This window comes from Cypionkella aquatica, assembly GCF_030161095.1.
Lineage (GTDB): Bacteria > Pseudomonadota > Alphaproteobacteria > Rhodobacterales > Rhodobacteraceae > Cypionkella > Cypionkella aquatica.
This window is the reverse complement of the sequence record NZ_BSPP01000004.1, coordinates 44717-67223: the sequence shown is the minus strand read 5'-3', so window position 1 is coordinate 67223 and position 22507 is coordinate 44717. Positions and strand designations below refer to the sequence as shown.

21 protein-coding genes are annotated in these 22507 nt (G+C 61.1%); 7 read left to right on the top strand and 14 right to left on the bottom strand.

The window, feature by feature from the left end; all coding sequences use genetic code 11:
* Window positions 1–50 precede the first annotated feature (50 nt).
* From QQJ98_RS03900 to QQJ98_RS03845, 12 genes are all read right to left on the bottom strand, one after another.
* On the bottom strand, window positions 51–368 hold the full coding sequence (locus QQJ98_RS03900) for a DUF8617 domain-containing protein (RefSeq protein ID WP_284324019.1): 318 nt from the start codon (window positions 366–368) through the stop codon (window positions 51–53).
* Window positions 369–498: 130 nt separating this feature from the next.
* Window positions 499–909, bottom strand: a complete 411-nt coding sequence (gene mscL / locus QQJ98_RS03895) for a large conductance mechanosensitive channel protein MscL (protein ID WP_284324018.1) — start codon at window positions 907–909, stop codon at window positions 499–501.
* 179 nt (window positions 910–1088) lie between these two features.
* Window positions 1089–3434, bottom strand: coding sequence for an aldehyde dehydrogenase family protein (locus tag QQJ98_RS03890; RefSeq protein ID WP_284324017.1), 2346 nt, complete (start codon window positions 3432–3434; stop codon window positions 1089–1091).
* Window positions 3435–3557: 123 nt separating this feature from the next.
* A complete protein-coding gene (gene deoC, locus QQJ98_RS03885) occupies window positions 3558–4544 on the bottom strand; it encodes a deoxyribose-phosphate aldolase (protein ID WP_284324016.1) in 987 nt (328 codons plus the stop codon).
* A 181-nt stretch (window positions 4545–4725) separates the two neighbouring features.
* Window positions 4726–5079, bottom strand: a complete 354-nt coding sequence (locus QQJ98_RS03880; protein WP_284324015.1) for a Na+/H+ antiporter subunit G — start codon at window positions 5077–5079, stop codon at window positions 4726–4728.
* Window positions 5076–5345 (bottom strand): K+/H+ antiporter subunit F, encoded by a 270-nt coding sequence (locus tag QQJ98_RS03875; protein ID WP_284324014.1) that lies wholly within the window; start codon window positions 5343–5345, stop codon window positions 5076–5078. Before QQJ98_RS03875 ends, QQJ98_RS03880 begins: the two co-directional genes overlap by 4 nt.
* Complete coding sequence (locus tag QQJ98_RS03870; protein WP_284324013.1) at window positions 5345–5836, bottom strand: Na+/H+ antiporter subunit E; 492 nt, start codon at window positions 5834–5836, stop codon at window positions 5345–5347. The genes QQJ98_RS03875 and QQJ98_RS03870 overlap by 1 nt, the downstream gene beginning before the upstream one ends.
* A complete protein-coding gene (locus tag QQJ98_RS03865; protein ID WP_284324012.1) occupies window positions 5833–7257 on the bottom strand; it encodes a monovalent cation/H+ antiporter subunit D in 1425 nt (474 codons plus the stop codon). Before QQJ98_RS03865 ends, QQJ98_RS03870 begins: the two co-directional genes overlap by 4 nt.
* Window positions 7254–7628 carry a Na+/H+ antiporter subunit C gene (locus QQJ98_RS03860; protein WP_284324011.1) on the bottom strand — a complete coding sequence of 125 codons (375 nt, stop codon included), beginning with the start codon at window positions 7626–7628 and terminating at the stop codon, window positions 7254–7256. Before QQJ98_RS03860 ends, QQJ98_RS03865 begins: the two co-directional genes overlap by 4 nt.
* Window positions 7628–10414 (bottom strand): monovalent cation/H+ antiporter subunit A, encoded by a 2787-nt coding sequence (locus QQJ98_RS03855; protein WP_284324010.1) that lies wholly within the window; start codon window positions 10412–10414, stop codon window positions 7628–7630. The genes QQJ98_RS03860 and QQJ98_RS03855 overlap by 1 nt, the downstream gene beginning before the upstream one ends.
* A gap of 577 nt (window positions 10415–10991) precedes the next feature.
* On the bottom strand, window positions 10992–12215 hold the full coding sequence (locus QQJ98_RS03850) for an ROK family transcriptional regulator (RefSeq protein ID WP_284324009.1): 1224 nt from the start codon (window positions 12213–12215) through the stop codon (window positions 10992–10994).
* A gap of 8 nt (window positions 12216–12223) precedes the next feature.
* On the bottom strand, window positions 12224–12649 hold the full coding sequence (locus QQJ98_RS03845; RefSeq protein WP_284324008.1) for an RbsD/FucU family protein: 426 nt from the start codon (window positions 12647–12649) through the stop codon (window positions 12224–12226).
* Between the two features lie 220 nt (window positions 12650–12869).
* Between QQJ98_RS03845 and QQJ98_RS03840 the strand changes: the two genes are divergently transcribed.
* The 4 genes from QQJ98_RS03840 to QQJ98_RS03825 all read left to right on the top strand — a co-directional run bounded on the left by QQJ98_RS03840 (window position 12870) and on the right by QQJ98_RS03825 (window position 16463).
* Window positions 12870–13883 (top strand): substrate-binding domain-containing protein, encoded by a 1014-nt coding sequence (locus QQJ98_RS03840; RefSeq protein ID WP_284324007.1) that lies wholly within the window; start codon window positions 12870–12872, stop codon window positions 13881–13883.
* A 116-nt stretch (window positions 13884–13999) separates the two neighbouring features.
* Window positions 14000–15076 (top strand): ABC transporter permease, encoded by a 1077-nt coding sequence (locus QQJ98_RS03835; protein WP_284324006.1) that lies wholly within the window; start codon window positions 14000–14002, stop codon window positions 15074–15076.
* A complete protein-coding gene (locus QQJ98_RS03830) occupies window positions 15073–15858 on the top strand; it encodes an ATP-binding cassette domain-containing protein (protein ID WP_284324005.1) in 786 nt (261 codons plus the stop codon). The genes QQJ98_RS03835 and QQJ98_RS03830 overlap by 4 nt, the downstream gene beginning before the upstream one ends.
* Complete coding sequence (locus tag QQJ98_RS03825; protein WP_284324004.1) at window positions 15855–16463, top strand: nucleoside triphosphate hydrolase; 609 nt, start codon at window positions 15855–15857, stop codon at window positions 16461–16463. Before QQJ98_RS03830 ends, QQJ98_RS03825 begins: the two co-directional genes overlap by 4 nt.
* A 230-nt stretch (window positions 16464–16693) precedes the next feature.
* On the opposite strand, the gene QQJ98_RS03820 is transcribed toward QQJ98_RS03825, so the two are convergent.
* Entirely contained in the window at window positions 16694–17641 is a 948-nt protein-coding gene (locus QQJ98_RS03820; protein ID WP_284324003.1) for a DMT family transporter, read from the bottom strand.
* Between the two features lie 84 nt (window positions 17642–17725).
* Here QQJ98_RS03820 and ade point away from each other — a divergent pair, with 84 nt between their 5' ends.
* The 3 genes from ade to QQJ98_RS03805 all read left to right on the top strand — a co-directional run bounded on the left by ade (window position 17726) and on the right by QQJ98_RS03805 (window position 21784).
* Window positions 17726–19426: an adenine deaminase gene (gene ade, locus QQJ98_RS03815; RefSeq protein WP_284324002.1), complete on the top strand. Its 1701-nt coding sequence runs from the start codon at window positions 17726–17728 to the stop codon at window positions 19424–19426.
* 274 nt (window positions 19427–19700) lie between these two features.
* Window positions 19701–21020, top strand: a complete 1320-nt coding sequence (locus QQJ98_RS03810) for an aspartate aminotransferase family protein (RefSeq protein ID WP_284324001.1) — start codon at window positions 19701–19703, stop codon at window positions 21018–21020.
* Window positions 21017–21784 (top strand): pyrroline-5-carboxylate reductase dimerization domain-containing protein, encoded by a 768-nt coding sequence (locus tag QQJ98_RS03805; protein WP_284324000.1) that lies wholly within the window; start codon window positions 21017–21019, stop codon window positions 21782–21784. Before QQJ98_RS03810 ends, QQJ98_RS03805 begins: the two co-directional genes overlap by 4 nt.
* A 91-nt stretch (window positions 21785–21875) precedes the next feature.
* Here QQJ98_RS03805 and ureG read toward each other — a convergent pair whose 3' ends face one another.
* Window positions 21876–22496, bottom strand: a complete 621-nt coding sequence (ureG, locus tag QQJ98_RS03800; RefSeq protein ID WP_284323999.1) for an urease accessory protein UreG — start codon at window positions 22494–22496, stop codon at window positions 21876–21878.
* Between the last annotated feature and the right edge of the window lie 11 nt (window positions 22497–22507).

The following is a 22507-nucleotide window of genomic DNA, read 5'->3' as shown; positions in this document are numbered from 1 at the left end:
CTGCCGGGTTTGCTGTGCCGCGCGTCGGTTATCCCGCCCAATGGCTGGCCCTAGTCTTTGCGACTGTTGCGGGGGCGATCAAAGATCCTGTTGGCTTGGCGATTTTCAGGAAGATATGCGACCAGCTTGTTGTTCGCATCGTTCAGGTAGAGCCTGCCGCAGGTGCTACATTCCCAAGCCAATCGACTTGTTTCGGCGCGCCTGATCTGCATCGCAACCCGCGCCTTGTCTGCGCTGGTATCCTCGATCGCGGCGTCGATGCTGTCGAGAAAATCCAGATAATCCTTGTCGCCGATGATATGGGCCTTGTGTGGCAACTTATCGCTTTGATCCACGATGATTGCACCGCAAGCGCAGTTAATCTTCATCTGGCCCCCATCGTTGAAACCGATGGCCGCAGTGTGCTGTCCAGCGCCCCCGCGACCCATCCGGTCAAATATGCCTGCTGCCGCGCCATTGGCCAGTGCAGCAGCAGGCTGTCTGTGCCTGTCTGACGCCTTATTTGCTGCGCAGGGTGGTCAGGATTTCTTGCAGCACGTCCAACTCGGTTGGGCCAGCCGGGGCCGGGGTTTCGACCTTTTTCCGCATCAGTTTGTTCATGGATTTCACCAGCATGAACACCACGAAAGCGATGATCAAAAAGTTGATCACGGCTGTGATGAAGGCGCCATACGCAAACACCGCGGCACCGGATTCTTTGGCAGCGGCCATGGTCGGTGGGTTGGTTCCCGACAGGTCGATGAACATGTCCGAGAAGTTCACACCGCCCAAGATCAGGCCGATGATCGGGTTGATCAGATCGCCGACAAGGCTGCTGACGATGGCGGTGAAGGCCGCGCCGATGATGATACCTACGGCGAGGTCCATCACATTGCCCTTCATGATGAAGGCCTTAAATTCGTTGATCATGGTTCTGTCCCTTGTCTGTTTCCGCCGTTTCGGCGTGATTGTGCCTGCGTGAGCGCATCGTGGCGGCAGTATGTCACAGGTTTTACACCCTGTTCAGGGGGAATTTTTGACGCAGGCTGCACAATTCATAGCTAAATCGGGGGATTGGCCCGGTTTAGCTGCGGTTTATCCGCCAAAGTTCATTCGCCGTAGGGCACCCAGATCGTTTTCACCTCGGTCGCGGCGCGCAGGAAGGCGTGGGTGTCTGGATGTGCCAGCCAATCGCGGGATTGGCCGTTGTTGACCCATGTGCGCTTGATATTTCCGGCGGATTCCTTCTCGATCAGGGCCGAGAGCGGGGCTGCGGAAAAGCTCCAGACGGCATCGACATCGCGGTGACCGGCGAGGGTTTTGGCAAGTTCGGTATGCGGACCGGTGACGATATTGACCACACCTGCGGGCAGGTCAGAGGTGTCGAGCACCTGGTAGAAATCGGTGGCGGCCAGCGGGAAGGCTTCGGACGGCACAAGGATGCAAGTGTTGCCCATCGCGATGGCGGGGGCCATCACCGAGATCAGACCGAGCAGCGGCGCATCATCGGGGCAAAGCGCGCCGATCACGCCGCAGGGTTCGTTCATTGCCAAAGCCACGCCGCGGATCGGTACAGATTTCACTGCGCCGTCGAATTTATCGGCCCAAGCGGCGTAGGTGAACAGCCGGGAAATTGCGGCTTCAACCTCGGCCTCGCCGGATTTACCGGTCAGATCGCGCAGGCGGGTCGCGAATTCAGCGGCGCGCGCCGAGAGGTTTTCGGCGATGTAATACAGGATCTGCGCGCGGGTATGGGCGGTGGTTTTGGCCCAGGATTTGGCGGCATGCGCGGCCTCGACCGCGTTGCGGATGTCTTTGCGGTTGCCGATGCCTGCATGGCCGAGCAGCTTGCCTTTCGGCGACCAGATCGGCAGTGAATAGCCGCCATCAGGGCGGGCTTGCTTGCCAGCGATATAAAGTTTGGCGGTGCGGTCGATGCTGGAGGCTTCGGGGTTGGCGGGGGCCTCGAATGGTTTTATCTGCGCGATGGCTTTGGCCGCGTGGCTGGGTTTGAGATAGGCCATCAGCCCTTCCCATCCGCCCTCACGGCCAAAGCCGCTTTCGCGCATGCCGCCGAAGCCTGCGGCGGCGTCGAACAGGTTGGTGGCATTGATCCAGACCACGCCGGCTTTGACCTTGGGGGCGATGTCGAGGGCGAGGTTGATATTCTCGGTCCAGATCGTCGCAGCAAGTCCGTATTTGGTGTTGTTGGCCAGATCGACGGCCTCGACCGGGGTGCGGAAGGTCATGGCGACCAGCACCGGGCCGAAGATTTCTTCTTGCATCAGTGTCGAGGCGGCAGAAAGCCCGGTGATCAGGGTCGGCGGGTAAAAGCAGCCCTCGGGGAGATCGCAGGCGGCGTGGTAGGTCTCGCCGTCTTTGTTGGTGTCCACCAGCCCACGGATGGTGGCGAGTTGCACGGGGTCAACGATGGCGCCCACGTCGATGCATTTGTCCAATGGGTCGCCCAAGCGCAGGCCATCCATCCGGCGTTTGAGTTTCTCGTAAAAGCGGTCTGCAATGCCTTCTTGCACCAGCAGACGGCTTCCGGCGCAGCAGACCTGGCCTTGGTTGAACCAGATCGCATCGACGAGGCCCTCGATGGCGCTGTCGATGTCGGCGTCGTCGAACACGATATAGGGTGATTTTCCGCCCAGTTCCAACGTCAGGGCTTTGCCCGAACCTGCTGTGGCTTCGCGGATTTTGCGACCCACTGCGGTCGATCCGGTGAAGGCGATTTTGTTCACGTCGGGGTGGTTGACGAGAGCGGCCCCCGTATCGCCGTCTCCGGTCACGATGTTCAGCACACCTTTCGGCAGGCCAGCTTCACGGGTCAGTTCGGCGAACAGCAGCGCGGTCAGTGGGGTGTATTCGGCGGGCTTCAGCACCACCGTATTGCCTGCGGCGAGGGCCGGGGCGACTTTCCATGCCAGCATCAACAGCGGGAAGTTCCACGGGATCACCGCGCCGCAGACGCCGAGTGGGGCTTGGCCGGGCAGTTCGGTGTCGATCAATTGCGCGAGGCCTGCGTGATAGTAGAAGTGGCGGGCCACCAGCGGAATGTCGATGTCGCGGGATTCGCGGATCGGTTTGCCGTTGTCCATGGTTTCCAGAACCGACAACAAGCGGGCGTGTTTCTGCACAAGCCGGGCAAGGGCGTAGAGATATTTTGCGCGGGCATGGCCGGGCAGCTTCGCCCATTTCGGCTGCGCACGCCGCGCGGCTTTCACCGCGGCATCGACGTCTGAGGCGCTGCCTTGGGTGACAAGCGCGAGCGGTTTGGCGCTGGCGGGGTTGCGGGATTCGAAGGTGTTGCCGGGTTTGGTAAAGGCCCCGTCGATCCAGTGGCCGAAGGATTTGTGTTTGGACAGCCAAGCCAGCACCTCGGCATTGCTTTCGGGGGCGGGGCCGTAAGCCATGCTGTCGAAGATATCGCGGACGGTTGGGGTGGTCATGGCTTTGTCCTTTTGGCGGGATCGCCGGGGCAGAGGTGCGCCTCCGGCGGAGATATTTTTACCAATGTGAAATTGGCAGTCTTAGCGGGCGTATGGTTTGGATTGAATCAAAACCAAACATATTCAGCCCATAGCGTGGCGGTTGGCGGCAGAGTATTGGCCGGTCAGATGGTGTTCCAACTGGCGCTCGATGTCGCCCAGCAACGAGGACGCGCCAAAGCGGAACAGGTCGGGTTGCAGCCATGGATGGCCGAGTTCGTCTTTCATCAGGGCGAGATACAGCAGCGCGTCTTTCGCCTTTGCGATGCCGCCTGCGGGTTTGTAGCCGACCTTGATGCCTGTGCGGTCTTGATAGTCGCGGATGCAGCGGATCATGGTCAAGGTGACGGGCAGGGTGGCGTTGACGTTTTCTTTGCCGGTCGAGGTTTTGATGAAATCGGCCCCGGCCATCATGCAAACCAGTGACGCGCGGGCGACGTTGCGCAGCGTGGCGAGTTCGCCGGTTGCAAGGATCGCTTTGACATGGGCGTCGCCACATTCGGCGCGCATCTCGCGCATCTCATCGTAAAGCGCTTGCCAGTTGCCGGTCAGCACATGGCGGCGCGAGATCACGATGTCGATTTCTTTCGCCCCGGCACGCACGCTTTCGCCGATTTCGGCGATGCGCAGGCGGTAGGGGGACAGGCCAGCAGGAAAGCCGGTTGAGACGGCGGCGACGGGGATATTGCTGCCTTCCAGCGCGCGAACCGCTGTGCCGACCATGTCGTGATAAACGCAGACTGCTCCGGTTGTCAGGCCCTGCAGGCCAAGCCTGTCCAGCATCCAAGGGGCGACGGGTTGCCGGGCTTTGGCGCAAAGCCGCTTGACGCGGCCTTCGGTGTCATCGCCTGACAGCGTCGTCAGATCAATCAGGCTGATGGCTTTCAACAGCCATGCGGCCTGAAAATCCTTTTTCACCGAGCGGCGGCCGCCCAGGCTGGCCGCGCGGCGCTCTATCGCCGAGGTATTCGCTTGCACTGAGGCGACCCAATCGAGATCCAGCGCCATGCCGGGATTGCGGGTGTAGGTCAGTGTGGGCAGCTGGGTTTTGGTCTCGGTCAGGGTTTGCATTGGGCCTCAACCTTGTGGATTTTGCGCCTTTGGCACGGGATGGGTTTTGGGCAGAGTGCGCCGCGAGGGGCGGGGTGGCAAGGGGGGCGATGGCGCAGACTGACGGGTTTTTAGGCACTGGGCGAATCCGTGGCGGTGGCGCATCGGACCGAAACCATGCCAAGATGATACCAGCCCCGGATCAGGCTTTTGGTGGCGTATCGCCGGCCCAAGGTGCCTCGGTTCCCGTCGGTGGCACGGCAGGACGCGACAGGTGGCGGTGGGCTTTCGCCAGCATCAGGCCAGACAGTGGCGAGGTCAAAAACAGAAACACCGCGATCATCACGCTTTGCCAGCTGGCCTCTCCGGTTTGCCAAGCCAAGGTCAGCGCGGCTGCGATCAGCGATGCGCCGACGCCCACGGTCGTGGCTTTGGTGGGCGCGTGCAGGCGCTGCATCGGTTCGGGCAGTTTCAGCAGGCCAAGGCTGCCGATCAACCCGAAGCTGCCGCCAATCACCAGCAGGGCCGAGATCAGGATTTCAATGCCAAGGCTCATTCGATGATACCTCCGCGCAGTAGGAATTTGCAGAAGGCGATTGTCGAGATGAACCCGGTCATCGCCAGCAAAAGCGCGGCATCAAGGTTGACCGAAGACTGGGTTTGCACGCCATAAAGCACGATCAAGGCGATGACGTTGATCACCATTGTATCAATGGTCAGGATGCGGTCGGGCTTGGTCGGGGCGGTGGCAAGCCGGATCAGGTTGAGGATCAAAGCCATCGCAAAGCAGGCAATGGCGAAGGTCAGCGCATAGCTCAGCATCAGCGGAATATCCTTTGCAAGCGGCTTTCGTAGCGGGATTTGATCTCATCGCGGGTGGCGTCGGGGTCGGGGGCATGCAGAGCGTGGATCAGCAATGCCTTGTTATCGGCGGAAAACTCGGCCGTCAGGGTGCCGGGGGTCAGGGTGATGGTGCCTGCCAGCAGGGTCAGCGCTTCGGGGCAGGGCAGATCTACCGGAACAGTGATCCATGCAGATTTGATCTGGGCGGCGGGCATGAACAAGATGATGCGGGCGACCTGAATGTTGGCGATGATGACATCCCAAAGCACCAATGCCAGATAGCTGACCATCCGCAACGGATGGCGGATCTGCGGGCGATTTGGCCAATAGGCGCGGGTGAGCAGCGGAATCAGCATGGCGAGCATGGCGGCCATCAGCACAGAGTTCAGCGACAGGCTGCCCGCCAGCAGCAGCCACGCCAGCAGCAGCGTCGCAGACAGCATCGGATGCGGAAACAGATGGCGCATCATCGGCCTCCAAGCTGGTTTGCCGCAATATAGGCGGTTGGGTTGTGCAGTGCTTGTGCGGTCTGATCCAGCGCGGTTGTGACGGGGCCAGCGGCAAGGGTCAGGGCAATCAGCGCGGTCAGGCACAAAAGCACTGCGGCTTGGCTTTGGGCGGGGGCCTCGGTATCGGGCGATTTCCAGAACAGATCAGAGCCTGCGCGGGCAAAGCCGATCATCGTCAGCAACGATGCCAGCAGGATTGCGGCCCAAGCCAGCGGATCGGTGCGCAGGGCATCTAAGATCAGCAGCTTGCCGACAAAACCTGAAAGGGGTGGCATCCCAGCCATGGCGATGACGGCGATCATGAACAGGGCCGCAGTTAGCCCGTCGCGGCGGGTGCGGGCAAGGTCCGAGATCAGGAACAGCGCCGCCGTGGCGAGGGTGGAGTGGATCAGGTAGTAAAGCGCCGCGCTGGTTGCAGGTGGGGTAAAGGCCGACACAGCCAGCAGCAGCGTGCCCATCGACCCGATGGCGGCAAAGGCGATCTGGCGCGGCAGGTTGCGGCTGGCAAGCGTGCCAAACGCGCCGACCGCGATGGTGGCAAGCGCTGCCGGATAGATCAGGTTGGCGAGCAGGGTGGTGGTGGCGGGCAGGTCGGTCGGGAACACCAATGTGCCAAAGCGGATCAGAGCATAGGCCCCCACTTTGGTCATCACTGCGAACAATGCCGCGACCGGGCCGGGGGCGTTGGCATAGGTGCCGGGCAGCCAGAATTGCAGGGGCACGAGCGCTGCCTTGATCGCAAAAACCAGCATCAGCAGCACCGCTGCCACGCGGATCAGCGCGCTATCCTCGGCGGGAATTTGCGGCAATTTCAGCGCAAGGTCGGCCATGTTCAGCGTGCCCGTGGTGCTGTAAATCGTCGCCAGCGCGAACAGGAACAGAGTCGATCCCAGCAGGTTGAACGCCACATATTGCACCCCGACGCGGATGCGGGCCTGCCCGCCGCCATGCACCATCAGCCCGTATGAGGCGATCAGCAGCACCTCGAAGAAGACGAACAGGTTGAAGGCGTCGCCGGTCAGGAAAGCGCCGTTCAGCCCCATCAACTGGAACAGATAAAGCGCGTGAAAGTGGCGGCCCTTGGCGTCCCATCCGGTGCGGATCGTGTGGATCAGGATGATCAGCGCAAGGCTTGCAGTCAGCAGCAGCATCAGCGCCGACAACCCGTCCAACATCAGAACGATGCCGAATGGTGCGGGCCAATTGCCAAGGAAATAGGCTTGGGTCGGGGCCTGGATCAGGGTGATTGCCAAAGCCAGCAGCGCCAAAGTGCCCAGCACCGAGATGCCGCGCTGCACCGCCAATGTTTTGCCCGCAAACAGAATAATCACCCCGGCAAGCACGGCGGGCAAGACTACGGGAAGGATCAGCAGCTGGCTCATGGCTGATCCCCGATCTGGCGGGCAATCGGGTCTTCGGGCCGATCCGCGTGCTGATCTTCGGTATCAATCCGGTCGTGGCCAGAGGTCAGATAGCCGCCCAGCGCCATGATCACCAACACCGCCGTCATGCCAAAGGATATCACGATGGCGGTCAGCACCAAGGCTTGCGGCAACGGGTCGGAATACTGGCCGCCCTCGGTGATCAAGGGGGCTGCGTTTAGCCTGATCCGGCTCGAGATGAAGATGAACAGGTTCACCGCGTAAGACAGCAGTGACAATCCCAAGATCACCGGGAATGTGCGGGCGCGCAGCATCAGATAGATGCCGCAAGCGGTCAGAGTGCCGATGGCAATGGCGATCAAAACCTCCATCAGGTGGTCTCCGTGCGCTGGGCTTGGGCATTGGATTTGGCCAACCGGGCCAGCGCATCCAGTGCCAGCATTACCGCACCAAACACGCAGAGGAACACGCCAAGATCGAACAAGGCGGCGGTGGCAAGCTCAAAATCCTCAAATGGCGGCAAGTGGACATGGGTGTAGTTTGAGGTCAGGAAGGGGCGGCCCGCGATGAAAGATCCGATCCCAGTGGCGCTGGCGATCAGCACGCCCGCGCCAATCATCGCATGAAAAGGGATGCGGCGGCGGGCGGCTGCCCAGTCCTGCCCGCTGGCGATATATTGCATCACCAGACCGATGGCGAACACCAACCCGGCGACAAAGCCGCCACCCGGCGCGTTGTGACCGCGCAAAAAGAGATAGGTGCCGACCAGCATCGCCATCGGCAGGATCAGCCGGGTGGCGGTTTGCAACATGATCGGATGCGGGTCGCCGGCATCGCCAGTCACATGATCGGGGCCGACCGCCCATTTGCTGGCCAGCAGACTTTCGGTCAGCGCAAAGATCAACAGCGCGGCGATGCCCAGCACGATAATCTCGCCATAGGTGTCATAGCCGCGGAAATCGACAATGATGGTGTTGACCGCATTATGTCCCCCCGCACCCGGCAGCGATTGCGCCAGATGAAAGGCCGAGATCGGCGGGAAAACCGCATCGCGCAGCATCAGCGCATAGGCCAGCGCTGCGGTGGCGATCCCCAGACTTGCGGCAATGGCGCCGTCTCGGATTTTGCGCAGCGCGACGGTTTCGCGTGGCGAGGTTTTCGGCAGGAAGTTCAGGCAAAGCAGCATCAGGGCGACGGTCACCACCTCGACCGTGATCTGAGTCAGGGCAAGGTCGGGGGCAGAAAGATAAGCAAAACTTGCTGACAGGATCAGACCGACAATGCCGACCAGCAGCAGCGCCAGCAGACGTTGGCGGTGCAGGATCGTGGCGGCAAGTGTTGCGGCCATCAACAGGGCAAAGCCTGTGGCGGGGGCAAGGGCGATGGGGGTCAGGGCACGGCTGCCGGGCAGGTGAGGGGCGGTTTGAAAGGCATAAAGCCCAAGGCCAAGCACGCTCAGCAGCGCAAGCACAAAGCCGCGCGACAGGCTGCCATTATGGACAGCGGTGATACCCTGCGCGATTTTTGTCAGCGCACTCAGGCAGTTGTCAAAGATCGGTTTGGCTTGCGGTTTCGGGGAGGCATCCCAGATCCGGCGCAATGCAGGGTAAAGACCGAGCGCGGCAAGACCGCCACCCACCGCCGCCAGCGACATCCACAGCGCAGGGGATGTCAGGCCATGCCACAGCGCGATATGGGCGTGAACTGGCTGGGCTGTGGTCGCAGACGCGGCGGCATCGACCAGCCAAGCGGCCATTGGCATCGGCGCAAGTCCGATCGCCACCACCAATGCGGCAAGCAGCGCAGGCGGTGCCCACAGGCCGGGGCCGGGGTCGTGCGGCGCATGGGCATAGGCGGGGGCGGCGCCAAGGAATGTGTAGCTTAGGAACCGCAGCGAATAGGCAACCGACAGCAGGGCCGCAAGGGTGGCCAGAAGCGGAATGATCCACGGCGCGCTATGGGCGGCTTCTTCCAGCATCATCTCTTTCGACAAAAACCCGTTCAGCGGCGGGATGCCTGCCATCGACAAACTGGTGATGCTTGCCAGCGCAAAGGTGATAGGCATGGCGCGGCGCAATCCGCCTAAGTGTTTGATATCGCGCGTATGGGTCGCATGATCAACGATGCCTGCCAGCATGAACAGGGCCGCTTTGAACGTGGCGTGGCAGAGGATATGGAAGATCGCGGCGGTGGCTGCGGCCTTCGTTCCAAGGCCGAAAAGGAAGGTGATCAGGCCCAGATGGCTGACGGTGGAATAGGCAAGGATTGCTTTGAGATCATCCTTGAACAGGGCCACTTTGGCGGCAAAAGCCATGGTGATCAGCCCTGCGCTGGTGACGATCCAGAACCACTCCGGCGTGCCCGACAGCACCGGCCACAGCCGCGCAAGCAGGAAAAGCCCGGCTTTTACCATCGTTGCCGAGTGCAGATAGGCCGAGACCGGGGTGGGGGCGGCCATGGCGTGGGGCAGCCAGAAATGAAACGGGAATTGCGCGGATTTGGTGAAAGCGCCCAGCAGGATCAGGATGAGAGCGGGCAGGTAGAGCGGGCTGGCTTGGATCGCGGCTTTCTGGGTGAGGATGGTTGAGATGTCGTAACTGTCTGCAATATCGCCCAAAATCATCATGCCCGCGATCATTGCAAGGCCGCCTGCGCCTGTGGTGGCCAGCGCCATTCTGGCACCTTGCCGGGCTTGGGGCAGGTGGCTCCAGAACCCGATCAGCAGGAAAGATGAGAGCGAGGTCAGCTCCCAGAACACCAGCAAAAGCAGGATATTATCGGACAGGATGATGCCCAACATCGCCCCTTGGAACAGCATGAGGTATATCAGGAAGCGGGCGTAAGGCTCGGATTTATCGAGATAAAAGCAGGCGTAAGTCTGGATCAGAAGGCCAATGCCAAGGATCAGAAGGGCGAACAGCAGGGTCAGGCCGTCAAGGCGGAAGTTGGCGTTCAGCCCCAGATTTGGCAGCCAGTTGATCTGGGTGGTGACGACCTCTCCGGCCATGATCGCGGGCAGGTGTTGTAGGATCAGGGCCAAGGCTGATGCGGTGAAGGCCGCGACGATCAGGGTGGCTATCTTGCGGCCAAAGCGCTGGGTCAGCGCCGGGGTCAGGGCTGCGACGAAGGGCAGGCTTGCGATCAACGCGAGTGACATGTTTTGCCCTTCGGCGTTGGTGCGGCGGGCCGCTTGGTGTCGGTTCGGGCGATGGCGGGGATGAGGCCGCTATCAGGTTAGAAAATGCCAAGCCCTTGGACTTATGCGATATTTGCGTAGCGAGATGGGCGCTGGACGCAGGATGTCTGCGGGTTCAAAGATAGGGATTTTGAATTGGGGATCAAGGCTAAAGCGGGAAGGCCGTGCTTTGGTCGTGCGGTTGCATGGGGGTTTCACACCGCCGAGGCCTGATTTTGGCAGGGCAAATCTGGCCGTTCCCCGTGGGATATTTGTGCAGAGAGGAGGGGTGTTTTTGAAGGTTTGGGGTTTGCGGCGGTGGAGGGTGACAGGCGGTCTTGTGGGTGTGACAGGGTTATTTTGGGGATGGCTTGCAGCTATACGCTAACAGCTTGAGAACGCATTGTTAATTGGCAGATTAAGCGAAGGTTAATGACCCAGAAAGCGGCCATTTTTGATCTGGAAAGCGGCCATAGCTGTGTCACGTTTTGCAGCAGGATTTCGCGGTTAACCGTGTTTGCCGAATCAATGTCGCAACAGCCTGCGGTTTGGGGCTGGATCAGCTTTCGCGGCCTGCGGCGTTTTGGTCGATCAGGTAGCGCTGTGACAGTGGGATCGCGGCTGCGCCCAAGGCGCGGGCCTGCGCGCCGAGACTGCCTTCGCGGATCGCGGGCGGGTCGATGCCATCAAGATCCAGCGCATGCAAAGCGGCATGGGTGCGGCGGGTGATCTCAGCCCGGATCTCGGTGGGCATCCAGCCGTCGATCATCACGGCCTCGATCTCTAGCAACGAGGCGGCGGTCAGGGCGGCCCAAGCCAGACCGTTTGCGGCCTGATCCAACCAATCGGACAGGATCTGCGGCGAGACGTTCCAATGTTCATGTTGCTGGAACAGATGATCCGAGGATTCGCCTGCGGCCTCCATCGCGGCGGCAAGCGTGGACATCGAGGCCGCCGAAATCAGGCGATCCATCTTGCCATCGCGGCCCGGCACCGGCATCGGGCCGACGCCTGCGGCATTGCCGGATCGGCCAAGGAAAAGCTGACCGTTCAGCACCAAGCCACCGCCGACAAAATAGCCGAAGTAGAAATACATGAAATCTTTCGGGCGATCCCCGGTGCCGAACACCAACTCGGCCCCGCAAGCCGAGGTGGCGTCGTTTTGCACATAGACCGGCAGGCGGGTGACAGCGGCAAGCTCTGCCTGAATATCGACGTGCCGCCACGCCTCCATATCTGCTTTGGGCGCACCGATCAGTTGCACCCATGACCATAGCTGAAATGGCATCGCCACGCCCATGCCGCTGACGCGGGCGCGTTCGGGCGGCGACAGGGTCGCGATGATCTCGGGCAGGCTTTGGGCGACGAAATCGACCACGGCGCTGGGCGCGGGATAGCGGTAGACCAGACGTTTGCTGGCGCGCACCCGGCCCATGAAATCCACCAAAGTCAGATCAGCCGAGCGTCGCCCGATCTTCAGCCCCACGAAGAAAGCGCCCTCGGGGTTCAGAAACATCGGCACCGAGGGCTGGCCGATGCGGCCACGCAAAGGCTCGCCGCGCAGCAACAGCCCGTCTTGTTCCAGCGCGCGCATGATCACCGACACGGTTTGCGCCGACAGCCCGGTGATCCGCGCAATATCGGATTTCGCAAGCCCGCCCTGCTGGCGCACCAAGGACAACACCAAGCGTTCATTATGGTCGCGCATCCCCGATTGATTGGAGCCACGCAGACCTAAATCGTCGCTGGTGCGGTCAGAGAGGATGTCAGCGCCCGAGGGCATTTTGGACCCTATTCTGTAACAGAGGGAGGCAAGGCTGCCTTGCGCAGGATGACGTTGGCGAAAAACTCGGCTTCAGAGGTGGCAACAATCGCGTAGGCGGATTTGATGCGCGGGTAAAGCTGATCGCCATTCAGCGGTGTCATGGTGAATTTCTGCCCGCAGGTGTGGCACAGATCATCGACCGCCTGATGGATCACGCCGCGCTGGGCGGCATCATTGTGCAGGCTGGCGCGGAAGCCGGCCTCGACCGGCAGAATTTTCAGCATCGCGCGCAGCATTGGCATCAGCAGGATACCATCGGCGCGGATCAGCCGGCGCGCATGTTCCGCCGCCGGGTAGTTGCCATCGACCAAAGCGATCTCGTCGCCGTGCCCCATCGCGCGCAATGTGTGCAGCAGTTCCGGCCCCAACAGAGGAGAAATTCCGATCAACATAACAAGGCCGCCTCCCAAGCGATTCCACGGGTATTTATCCCGCTCTTGGTCGCGAGACTGCGGCCTGTCAGCGGCTCTGTCAATAATAAATCACTCTGATTTATTTATCTTGACGCAGGGGGGGGAATCAGGCCATCTAGCGCCATCGCCGGGCAGGAGAGGCTCTTGGCGACTGTTTGCGACAGGGGAATAAACCCCGAAATCCTTGGGAGGACGACCAATGAAATTCAACACCAAAGCTTTGCTGGGTGCTGCTGCCATCGCGCTGATCGCGGGTTCGGCATCTGCGGCTGATCTGGCTTGCCTGATCACCAAGAACAACACCAACCCCTTCTTCGTGAAGATGAAAGAAGGCGCTGAGAAAGCCGCTGCGGACGCTGGCCTTGATTTCCAAGCGTTTGCTGGCGAAAAAGACGGCGACTCGGCAACCCAGATCAACGCGATTGAAAACTGCGTGGCGGCTGGTGCCAAAGGTATCCTGATCACCGCATCGAACGACTCGGTTGGTCCGGCACTGAAAGACGCCCGCGCGGCTGGCGTGCTGGTGATTGCTTTGGACACCGCTTTGGGTGATGCCGATGCGCAAGACATGACCTTTGCGACCGACAACTTTCAAGCCGGTATCCTGATCGGTCAGTGGGCCAAAGCCACGATGGGCGAAGGCGCGGCAACCGCCAAGATCGCCATGCTCGACATCAACAAAGACAACGTGTCGGTTGACGTGCAGCGCGACACCGGCTTCTTGCAGGGCTTTGGCGTTGAAGTGCCGGATCTGACCGTGCTGGCGTCGGAAACCGATCCGCGCGTCATCGGCCACGAATCGACCGATGCAAGCCCCGAGGGCGGTCTGCGCGGCATGGAAACCCTGCTGGCGAAAGACCCGGATATCAACGTGGTCTACACCATCAACGAGCCGACCGCTGAAGGCGCTTATCAAGCGCTGAAAAACGCTGGCAAAGAAAACCAGGCGATCATCGTTTCGGTTGACGGCGGCTGCCCGGGCATCGCTTCGGTCAAGGCTGGCACGATTGGCGCGACCTCGCAGCAATACCCGCTGTTGATGGCGTCGAAAGGCATTGAGGCTATCGTGGCTTTCGCCAAAGACGGCACCAAACCGGCGGCGACCGACGGGCTGACCTTCTTCAACACCGGCGTGAACCTTGTCACCGACAAGCCGGTTGAAGGTGTCGAGTCGATCGACAGCACCAAAGGCACCGAGCTGTGCTGGGGCTAAGCCACATCGGCTGATATAAGTTGATTAAAAGCGGGGCGGCTTTACAGTCGCCCCTCTTCTTAAGCGAAACCTGTCAGCAGGTTTCGGAGATCATCACCGGAGGGGAAGCCGAAGCGATGAGCACAGATAAACCGACCAAAACCATCTCGGACTACGAGGCGACGCTGACCAAAGCCGATACGGCTGTCGCGGCCTTCGAGCGGGACGACAGATCTTTCATTCCAATGCTGCGCGGCTATCTGCGCAACTATCCCACCATGATCCCGGCGCTTGTGCTGCTGGTTTCGGTGATCGGTTTCAGCATCATCGCGCCGCGTTTTCTGGGTGTGGGTGCGCTGTCCATCGTGCTGAAACAGGTGACGGTCACGGGTTTTGTTGCCTTGGCGCAGACCTTGATCATCCTGACGGCTGGCATTGATCTGTCGGTAGGCGCGATCCTTGTGGTCTGTTCGCTGATCATGGGCAACATGGCGGTGGTCTCGGGGCTGCCGGTGGCAATCGCAGTGCTGATCGGCCTGTTCTTTGGTGCCTTGATGGGCTTTGTGAATGGCGTGCTGGTGGCAAAGGTCAAGCTGCCGCCGTTCATCGTGACGCTTGGCACTTTGTCGATCTTCAATGCGTTGAAGCTGTGGTATTCGCAGTCTGAATCGATCCGCAACGTCGATATTGAAAAATCCGCACCGGGGCTTTTGTGGTTCGGCAATGGGTTCAACGTCAGCGGGGCGTCGATTTCCTACGGCGGTATCACGTTGATCCTGCTGGCTGCGGTGCTGTGGTATGTGTTGAACCACACCGCTTGGGGGCGTCATGTTCATGCCATCGGCGATGATCAGGATGCTGCGATGCTGTCGGGTATCAACGTCAACCGCACCCTGATTTCGGTCTATGCTGCGGCTGGTCTGATCTGCGGCTTTGCGGCGTGGATTGCGATTGGCCGGGTGGGCTCCATCTCGCCCATCGCGTTTGAGACGGTAAATCTGGGCTCGATCACCGCTGTGGTGATTGGCGGCACCTCGTTGTTCGGCGGGCGTGGCTCGATCATCGGCTCGGTTCTGGGGGCGTTCATTGTGGGCGTGTTCAACACTGGCCTGTCGCTTGCGGGCGTCGATGACTACTGGCAGATGTTCGCGGCAGGTTGCCTTGTGATCATCGCCGTTGCTTTGGATCAATGGCTGCGGAGGGCTTCGCAATGACGACTGGAACTCCTATCCTGCGCGCACGCGGGCTGATGAAGCGCTATGGCACGGTTGTCGCCATGAACGGGGCCGACTTTGATCTGAACGCGGGCGAGATTGTCGCCGTGATCGGTGACAACGGCGCGGGCAAATCGACCCTGATCAAGGCTTTGTCGGGGGCCGTCACCCCGGACCACGGCACGATTGAGCTGGATGGCCGCCCGGTGCATTTCCGTGGGCCAGAGGATGCGCGCGCCGAAGGCATCGAGACCGTGTATCAGAACCTTGCGATGTCGCCGGCGCTGTCGATTGCCGACAACATGTTTCTGGGCCGCGAATGGCGCAAGCCCGGCATCATGGGATCGGTGTTCCGCCAGATGGACCGCCCCCGGATGGAGAAATTCGCCCGTGACAAGCTGTCTGAACTGGGGCTGATGACGATTCAGAACATCCATCAGGCGGTGGAAACCCTGTCCGGTGGTCAGCGTCAGGGCGTGGCGGTGGCGCGTGCGGCGGCGTTTGGCTCGAAAGTCGTGATCCTGGATGAGCCGACGGCTGCACTGGGCGTCAAGGAAAGCCGCCGGGTGTTGGAGTTGATCCGCGACGTGCGGGCGCGCGGCATTCCGATCATCTTGATCAGCCACAACATGCCGCATGTGTTCGAGGTGGCGGACCGTATCCACATCCACCGTCTGGGGCGACGGCTGTGCGAGATCAGCCCGAAGGACTATTCGATGTCTGATGCGGTGGCGTTCATGACCGGGGCAAAGCTGCCCGAAGGCGTGACCGAACAGGCATGACTCCGGCAGAACTGGCAGAGGTGATCCGGGCCAAGGCCCAAGGGCAGGGGCGGTTTTTGACCGCCCTTGCTGGCCCGCCGGGTGCGGGGAAATCGACTTTGGCGGCAGAGCTGGTGGCGGCCTTGGGGCAGGGTGCCAAGGCCGTGCCGATGGATGGCTTTCATTATGACGATGCCGTTTTGCTTGCGCGTGGGGCCCGAGATCGCAAGGGTGCCCCCGATACCTTTGATGCGCAGGGCTTTTTCCATTTGCTGCGGCGGTTGCGGGTAGAGGATGAAGTGGCGATCCCGCTGTTCGACCGCGATCTGGAAATCAGCCGCGCCGGCGCGGATATCGTCACGGCGGCGGATCGTCTGCTGGTGGTCGAAGGCAACTATTTGTTGCTGAACGAAGCGCCGTGGCCCGAAGCCGCCCCGCTGTTCGATCTGACGGTGTGGATCGACGTGGCCGAGCATGAACTCGACCGCCGCCTGCAAGCCCGCTGGGCGCATTACGGCAAGACCCCTGCCGAAGCGCGGGCGTGGATCGACAGCAATGACATGCCGAATATCCGCCGGGTAACTCAGAACAGTCGGGCGGCTGATTTGAATATCCGCTGGGGTTGAGCGGACATTAATCACGACGCTTTTTGTCTTGCCAGAATTGGCCGCAGACAAATCTGGCCGCGCCTGCCTGCCCTGAGGCAGGCGCGATTGCGCCAGCCCAGTCAGGCGCGGCCAGATTGGCAGGCGATGGTTTGCGTGGCAACTCCCCTTGCACGACGGCCTGCGGCCTTACGCGCGACGAACCGGAAAACTCTGCCCCGCAGAGTTTTCTTTCGGCTCGAAACAGAGCCTCATCCCTGCGGCGTCATCGCCTTGCGGCCCTTGGCGCGTTCCAGCCCCAGTTTACGCTCGCGCCAGATGATCAGAATTCCGGCGAAGATCACCAGCCCCGCGCCCAGCAGCATGGTCTGCGTTGGCACCTCGTCAAAGGCGAAATAGCCGATCAGCAGCGCGAACAGCATCGAGGCATAATCAAACGGTGCCACCAGCGATGCATCCGCCTCGCGGTAGCTGGATGTCAGCAAGATCTGCCCGACCCCGCCCAAAAGCCCGCAAGAAATCAGCAGCGCCGACTCCAACGGCGTTGGCATCACCCAGCCGAACGGAATTGTCAGCAGCGCCAGCAGGGATGACGACAGTGAGAAGTAAAACACGATCGCGGCGGTCTTTTCGTTCTGCACCAGCTTGCGCACAAACACCTGCGCCAAAGCCGCGCAAAACGCGCCGCACAACACCAGCATCGCGCCAAAAGCCTCGCGCGTAGAGGCCGCATCGCCCGACACCATCGTCAGCCGCGGCGACAAAACCACCATCACCCCGGTCAGCCCCAAAGCCACCGAGGCGATGCGAAACAGCCGGACATCCTCGCCCAGAAACATCGCCGCGAACACCACCACCAACAGGGGGGAGGCATAGCCGATGGCCGTCACCTCGGGCAGCGGCAGATAGGCCAGCCCGGCAAAGCCAAGCCCCATCGCCATCGTCCCCATCAGCCCGCGCCAGAAATGGCCAAACAGATTATGCGCGCGAAAGCCGGTGGCCAGTTCATGCCGCATCGCCAGCCAGGCCACGATCACCGGCATCGCAAAGAACGACCGAAAGAACACGGTTTGCCCCGGCGGCACATGCTGGGCGGTCACCTTGATCAACGACGACATCACGATGAACACCAGCACCGAGCCAAGTTTCAGTGCGATACCATGCAAAGGGCGGCTTGGCGGTGGGGCGGGTTGGGTCATGGCAGCCTCGGGTTTTGGCATATCGGCAAATCGGCACTGGACGAAGCCTGTGGCTTAAGCTTCCCTATCCGAAAGGGGATTACCATGCCGAAAGCAGCGCTTGCCGACAGAATTGATCAGGGCCGAGGCGTCGCGCCCGCCGATATCGTGCTGAAAGGTGGCCTTGTCTATGACTTGATCAGCGGCGAGTTGGTAGCGTCAGATGTGGCGATCTGCGGCGATACCATTGTGGGCGTGTTTGGCGACTACGCGGGCCGGGTTGAGATTGATGTCTCGGGCCAAGTGCTGGTTCCGGGGTTTATCGACACCCATCTGCACATCGAATCCAGTCTTGTGACGCCCTTTGAGTTTGACCGCTGCGTGTCGCCGCATGGCGTGACCACGGCGATTTGCGATCCGCATGAGATCGCCAATGTTTGCGGGCTGACCGGGATCACCTATTTCCTTGAAGCTTCTGCGCGCACTCTGATGGATATTCGCGTCAACCTGTCGTCCTGCGTGCCCTCGACCCATATGGAGACGACCGGGGCGCGGCTGGAGGCTGCCGATCTGGTGCCGCTGATGGATCATCCGCGGGTGATCGGGCTGGCAGAATTCATGAACTACCCCGGTGTTCTGTTCAAAGACCCCGGCTGCATGGCCAAGCTAGAGGCGTTTCAGGGCAGGCATATCGACGGCCATGCGCCGTTGTTGCGGGGCCGCGATCTGAACGGCTATATCGCGGCTGGGATCAGGACCGAGCACGAGGCGACCTCGTATGACGAGGGTTTGGAAAAGCTGCGCAAGGGCATGCGGGTGCTGATCCGGGAAGGCTCGGTTTCCAAGGATCTGCATGCGCTGGTTGGCCTGCTGACCGAGCGGCACGCGCCCTATCTGTGCTTCTGCACCGATGATCGCAACCCCCTTGATATTGCCGAGCATGGCCATATGGATTACCTGATCCGCACCGCAATTACTTTGGGCGCGCCGCCTTTGGCGGTCTATCGCGCGGCCAGCCTGTCTGCAGCCGAGGCGTTCGGGTTGAAAGATCGTGGCCTGATCGCGCCCGGCAAACGCGCCGATATTGCGGTGATCGACAGTCTGGAAAGCTGCCGTGTGGCGCGCGTGTTTACCGGGGGCGTTGAGATCAATGAGGCGGCGTTTGCGGGGCGGCAAGAGATTGCGCCTGTTGCCCGCCACTCGGTCAAGGCCCCCAAGATCGAGCCGCACCACTTCCGCACCGGCGGCAATCGGGTGGAAACCCCGGTGATCGGGATATTGCCCGGCAAGATCATCACCGAACATTTGACCTATCAGATTGCCCCCGAAGATGGCGACAAGCGGCCCGATATTGCCCGCGATCTGGTGAAAATCGCGGTGATTGAACGCCACGGGGTGAATGGGAACCGCGCCACTGGTTTCGTGAAAGGCTTTGGTCTGCAACGGGGCGCGATTGGATCGACGGTCTGCCACGATCACCACAATATCGCGGTGGTGGGGGCGGATTATGGCGATATGGCGCTGGCGGTGCAGCGTTTGGGTGAGATTGAGGGCGGCTTTGTGGTGGTTGAAAATGGCCGCGTGCTGGCTGAACTGGCGCTGCCTGTGGCGGGGCTGATGAGCCTGAAAAGCTTTGAGGACGTGCGGGCGGATCTGGTGGCGCTGCGGGCGGCGGCGGCATCGTTGGGGGTGACGCTGGAAGAGCCGTTTTTGCAGCTGGCTTTCCTGTGCCTGCCAGTGATCCCGCATCTGAAAATCACCGATCATGGCATGGTGGACGTGGACCGGTTTGAGGTGATGCCGTAAGATGTCCACGCGTGGACAGGGACCGGATGTATATGAAATCAATGGGTTAGCATGGTGTCAGTAACACATTGTTAACCTTTGCGCCCGCTTGAGGCCGCCGGGGCCAGCCCCGGACCCCGGAGTATTTCCAAAAGAGCAACGACAAGAAAGCGTGCTGCGTTCTGGGATTTGCTCTTTCTTAAATACTCAAATGCGGCGCGTCCGCCGTCGCTGGTGGTGTTGATTTATCCCTGTCTGCGGCGCGATAGTTGCGCAAAAATCTGGAGAGATAGATATGGCCAATACATCGCAAAGCCTGTTCGAGCGCGGGATGAAAGTTTTGGTCGAGGGGGTATCCTCGGCGTCGCGGGGGCCTGCGACCTTTGGCGGGGCCCCGCGCTATATGAGCCATGGTGCGGGGGCGCGGCTGTATGATGTCGATGGCCGGGAATATATTGATTGGATGATGGCATTTGGCGCGCTGCCTTTGGGCCATGCGCATCCGGCGATTGTCGAGGTGGTCAGCCGCGAAATCCTGCGCGGCAGTCATTTCGCCACAGCGCTGGAGGTTGAGGTGGAGGTGGCCGAGATCCTTGTCGGCATGCTGCCGCATGTTGACAAGGTGCGTTTTGCCAACACCGGGACCGAGGCCTGTATGGCGGCGTTTCGCCTTGCGCGCGGCCATACCGGGCGGCGCAAGATCATCAAGTTTGAGGGGCATTATCACGGCTGGGCCGACAATATCCTGCTGAACACCAACCCGATGCCGATTGCGGCTTTGGGGCATCCGAATGATCCTATTCGTATTTGTGACTCGTCAGGTATCCCACCAGAGGCGCAGGCGGATACCATCGTTTGCCGCTGGAATGATGTGGAAGCGCTGGAGCGGGTGATGGCGCTGCACGGGGCGCAAGCGGCCTGTGTTGTCACCGAAGGGGTGATGTCAAACATGGGGGTGATCCCGCCCGCGCCGGGCTATCTGATGCGGATGCAAGAGCTGTGCCAGCAGTATGGCGCGCTGTTCTATCTGGATGAAACGGTGACGGGCTTCCGTCTGGCGGCGGGGGGCTGTGCCGAGTTGTACGGGCTGACCCCCGATATTGTCACTTATGGCAAGGCTTTGGGGGGCGGTTTGCCTATGGCGATGATCGGCGGGCGGGCTGATGTGATGGCGGGGCTGGAGTGGGGCAAGGTTTTGCACTTTGGCACCCATAATGCCGGGCGGCTGGCGTTGCATGTGACCAAGGTGATGTTGCAGACGATGCTGGCCGATGATCAGGCCGGGTTCCGGCGCATCAAAAACCTTGGCAAGGCAATGGCGGATGAGGTGCGCAAGGTCGCCAAACACTCCAACCGGCACAAGATCGTGGTGCAGGGGGTGAATTCGATGTTCCAGATTTTCTTCACCGATCTGGATGAGGTGACGGACTACCGCGATTTCTGCGGCCATGTGGATCGGGCGAAGTTCCGCGATTTCGCGCTGCGGCTGATGGACAAGGGGATTTACATGAACCCGTCTGCCACTTTGCACTCGCTGTCGTCGGTGGTGCATACCGAGGCGGATATTGCGGCGACGGGCGTGGCGATTGCGCAGGTGTTGGAGGAGATGCCGTGAAGATCGGTCTCCTTGGCGTCGGGCATCTGGCGGAATATCTGGTGCAAGGTGCCAGTCGGGCAGATCCTGCCGCGGTGGAGTTTGTGCTGAGCCCGCGCTCGGGCGCAAAGGCGGCGCGACTGGCCGAAACCTATCGCTGTGCGGTGGCGGAAAGCAATCAGGCGGTGGTCGATCAGTGCGATCTGGTGCTGGTCTGCCTGCCAGCGGCAGAGGGGCTGTCGGTGTTGCAGGGATTGCGGTTTCGCGATGGTCAATCGGTGTGTTCGGCAATGGCGGGGGCTTTGATTGCGCCGCTGCGGGCGGCGGTGGCCCCGGCGCAGGCGTTTTGCGCGATGATGCCGGGGTTTGCCAATGCGTTCTCGGCAGGGCCAAGTTTGCTTTATCCCGGCGATGTGGAATGGCAGGCATTTTTGGCGCTGCTTGGCCCGGTGCATTGCTTTGCCGAGGCAGAGGCGTTCGAGACGGCGGCGGTGTTTGGCGCGATGTCCGGGGCGTCGATCTATTTCCTGCGGCATCTGGTGCGCTGGTATGAGCGGCAAGGCTTGGAGCCCGGGATGGCGCGCGCCTTGGTGGCCGAGACTTTGCGCGGCAATGCCGAGGTGTTGTTGCAGTCTGATCTGGGGCTGGACGCAATCGCGGTGGGGGTGACGACTCCGGGTGGGATTACCGAACAGTTGGTGGGCATTTTGGACAGCCGGGGGGCGCTGCTGGCTTGGGATCAGGCGATGGATGCGGTGCTGTCGCGGATGGTGCCGGGGCGTTGAAAGCAATCCCCAAGCCGCCCCGGACTTGATCCGGGGCATCTGATCACGCCCCGCCGCCCCGGATCAAGTCCGGCGCGGCGGGGCGCGGGTGTCAGCTCAGCACCAGCCCGCCTTCGCGTTCCAAAAATGCCACCACTTGTTCGATGCCTTTGCCGTTGCGCAACTGTGCCAACACATAGGGGCGGTGCTGCCGGGCGGTTTTGGTGTCGGACTCCAGCAGGGCAAGATCGACGCCAACATAGGGCGCGAGGTCGGTTTTGTTGACGACCAGCAGATCAGAGCGCGTCACGCCGGGGCCGCGTTTGCGCGGGATGTCTTGGCCTGCGGCAGTGTCGATGACGTAGATGGTGATGTCGGCGAGTTCGGGGCTGAAGGTGGCGGCAAGGTTATCGCCGCCGGATTCGATCAGGATCAGGTCCAGATCGGGGAAGTTCGCTCGCAGATCGGCGATGGCGGCGAGGTTGATGCTGGCATCCTCGCGGATCGCGGTGTGCGGGCAGCCGCCAGTTTCCACCCCACGGATGCGGGCGGCGGGCAAGACTTGGGCGCGGGTCAGGTAGTCGGCGTCTTCGCGGGTGTAGATGTCATTGGTGATCGCGGCCATCGAGCAGCGGTTGGCCAAAGCGCGGCAGAGATGTTCGGTCAGCGTGGTTTTGCCCGCGCCGACCGGGCCGCCGATGCCGACGCGCAGGGGGCCGTTTGGGTTTGTCATGTGTGGAAAAT

Excerpts from the sequence above, each read along its gene's own strand:
- QQJ98_RS03900 (WP_284324019.1), bottom strand. The coding sequence starts at position 368 with ATGAAGATTAACTGCGCTTGCGGTGCAATCATCGTGGATCAAAGCGAT.
- mscL (WP_284324018.1), bottom strand. The coding sequence starts at position 909 with ATGATCAACGAATTTAAGGCCTTCATCATGAAGGGCAATGTGATGGAC.
- QQJ98_RS03890 (WP_284324017.1), bottom strand. The coding sequence starts at position 3,434 with ATGACCACCCCAACCGTCCGCGATATCTTCGACAGCATGGCTTACGGC.
- deoC (WP_284324016.1), bottom strand. The coding sequence starts at position 4,544 with ATGCAAACCCTGACCGAGACCAAAACCCAGCTGCCCACACTGACCTAC.
- QQJ98_RS03880 (WP_284324015.1), bottom strand. The coding sequence starts at position 5,079 with ATGAGCCTTGGCATTGAAATCCTGATCTCGGCCCTGCTGGTGATTGGC.
- QQJ98_RS03875 (WP_284324014.1), bottom strand. The coding sequence starts at position 5,345 with ATGCTGAGCTATGCGCTGACCTTCGCCATTGCCTGCTTTGCGATGGCT.
- QQJ98_RS03870 (WP_284324013.1), bottom strand. The coding sequence starts at position 5,836 with ATGATGCGCCATCTGTTTCCGCATCCGATGCTGTCTGCGACGCTGCTG.
- QQJ98_RS03865 (WP_284324012.1), bottom strand. The coding sequence starts at position 7,257 with ATGAGCCAGCTGCTGATCCTTCCCGTAGTCTTGCCCGCCGTGCTTGCC.
- QQJ98_RS03860 (WP_284324011.1), bottom strand. The coding sequence starts at position 7,628 with ATGGAGGTTTTGATCGCCATTGCCATCGGCACTCTGACCGCTTGCGGC.
- QQJ98_RS03855 (WP_284324010.1), bottom strand. The coding sequence starts at position 10,414 with ATGTCACTCGCGTTGATCGCAAGCCTGCCCTTCGTCGCAGCCCTGACC.
- QQJ98_RS03850 (WP_284324009.1), bottom strand. The coding sequence starts at position 12,215 with ATGCCCTCGGGCGCTGACATCCTCTCTGACCGCACCAGCGACGATTTA.
- QQJ98_RS03845 (WP_284324008.1), bottom strand. The coding sequence starts at position 12,649 with ATGTTGATCGGAATTTCTCCTCTGTTGGGGCCGGAACTGCTGCACACA.
- QQJ98_RS03840 (WP_284324007.1), top strand. The coding sequence starts at position 12,870 with ATGAAATTCAACACCAAAGCTTTGCTGGGTGCTGCTGCCATCGCGCTG.
- QQJ98_RS03835 (WP_284324006.1), top strand. The coding sequence starts at position 14,000 with ATGAGCACAGATAAACCGACCAAAACCATCTCGGACTACGAGGCGACG.
- QQJ98_RS03830 (WP_284324005.1), top strand. The coding sequence starts at position 15,073 with ATGACGACTGGAACTCCTATCCTGCGCGCACGCGGGCTGATGAAGCGC.
- QQJ98_RS03825 (WP_284324004.1), top strand. The coding sequence starts at position 15,855 with ATGACTCCGGCAGAACTGGCAGAGGTGATCCGGGCCAAGGCCCAAGGG.
- QQJ98_RS03820 (WP_284324003.1), bottom strand. The coding sequence starts at position 17,641 with ATGACCCAACCCGCCCCACCGCCAAGCCGCCCTTTGCATGGTATCGCA.
- ade (WP_284324002.1), top strand. The coding sequence starts at position 17,726 with ATGCCGAAAGCAGCGCTTGCCGACAGAATTGATCAGGGCCGAGGCGTC.
- QQJ98_RS03810 (WP_284324001.1), top strand. The coding sequence starts at position 19,701 with ATGGCCAATACATCGCAAAGCCTGTTCGAGCGCGGGATGAAAGTTTTG.
- ureG (WP_284323999.1), bottom strand. The coding sequence starts at position 22,496 with ATGACAAACCCAAACGGCCCCCTGCGCGTCGGCATCGGCGGCCCGGTC.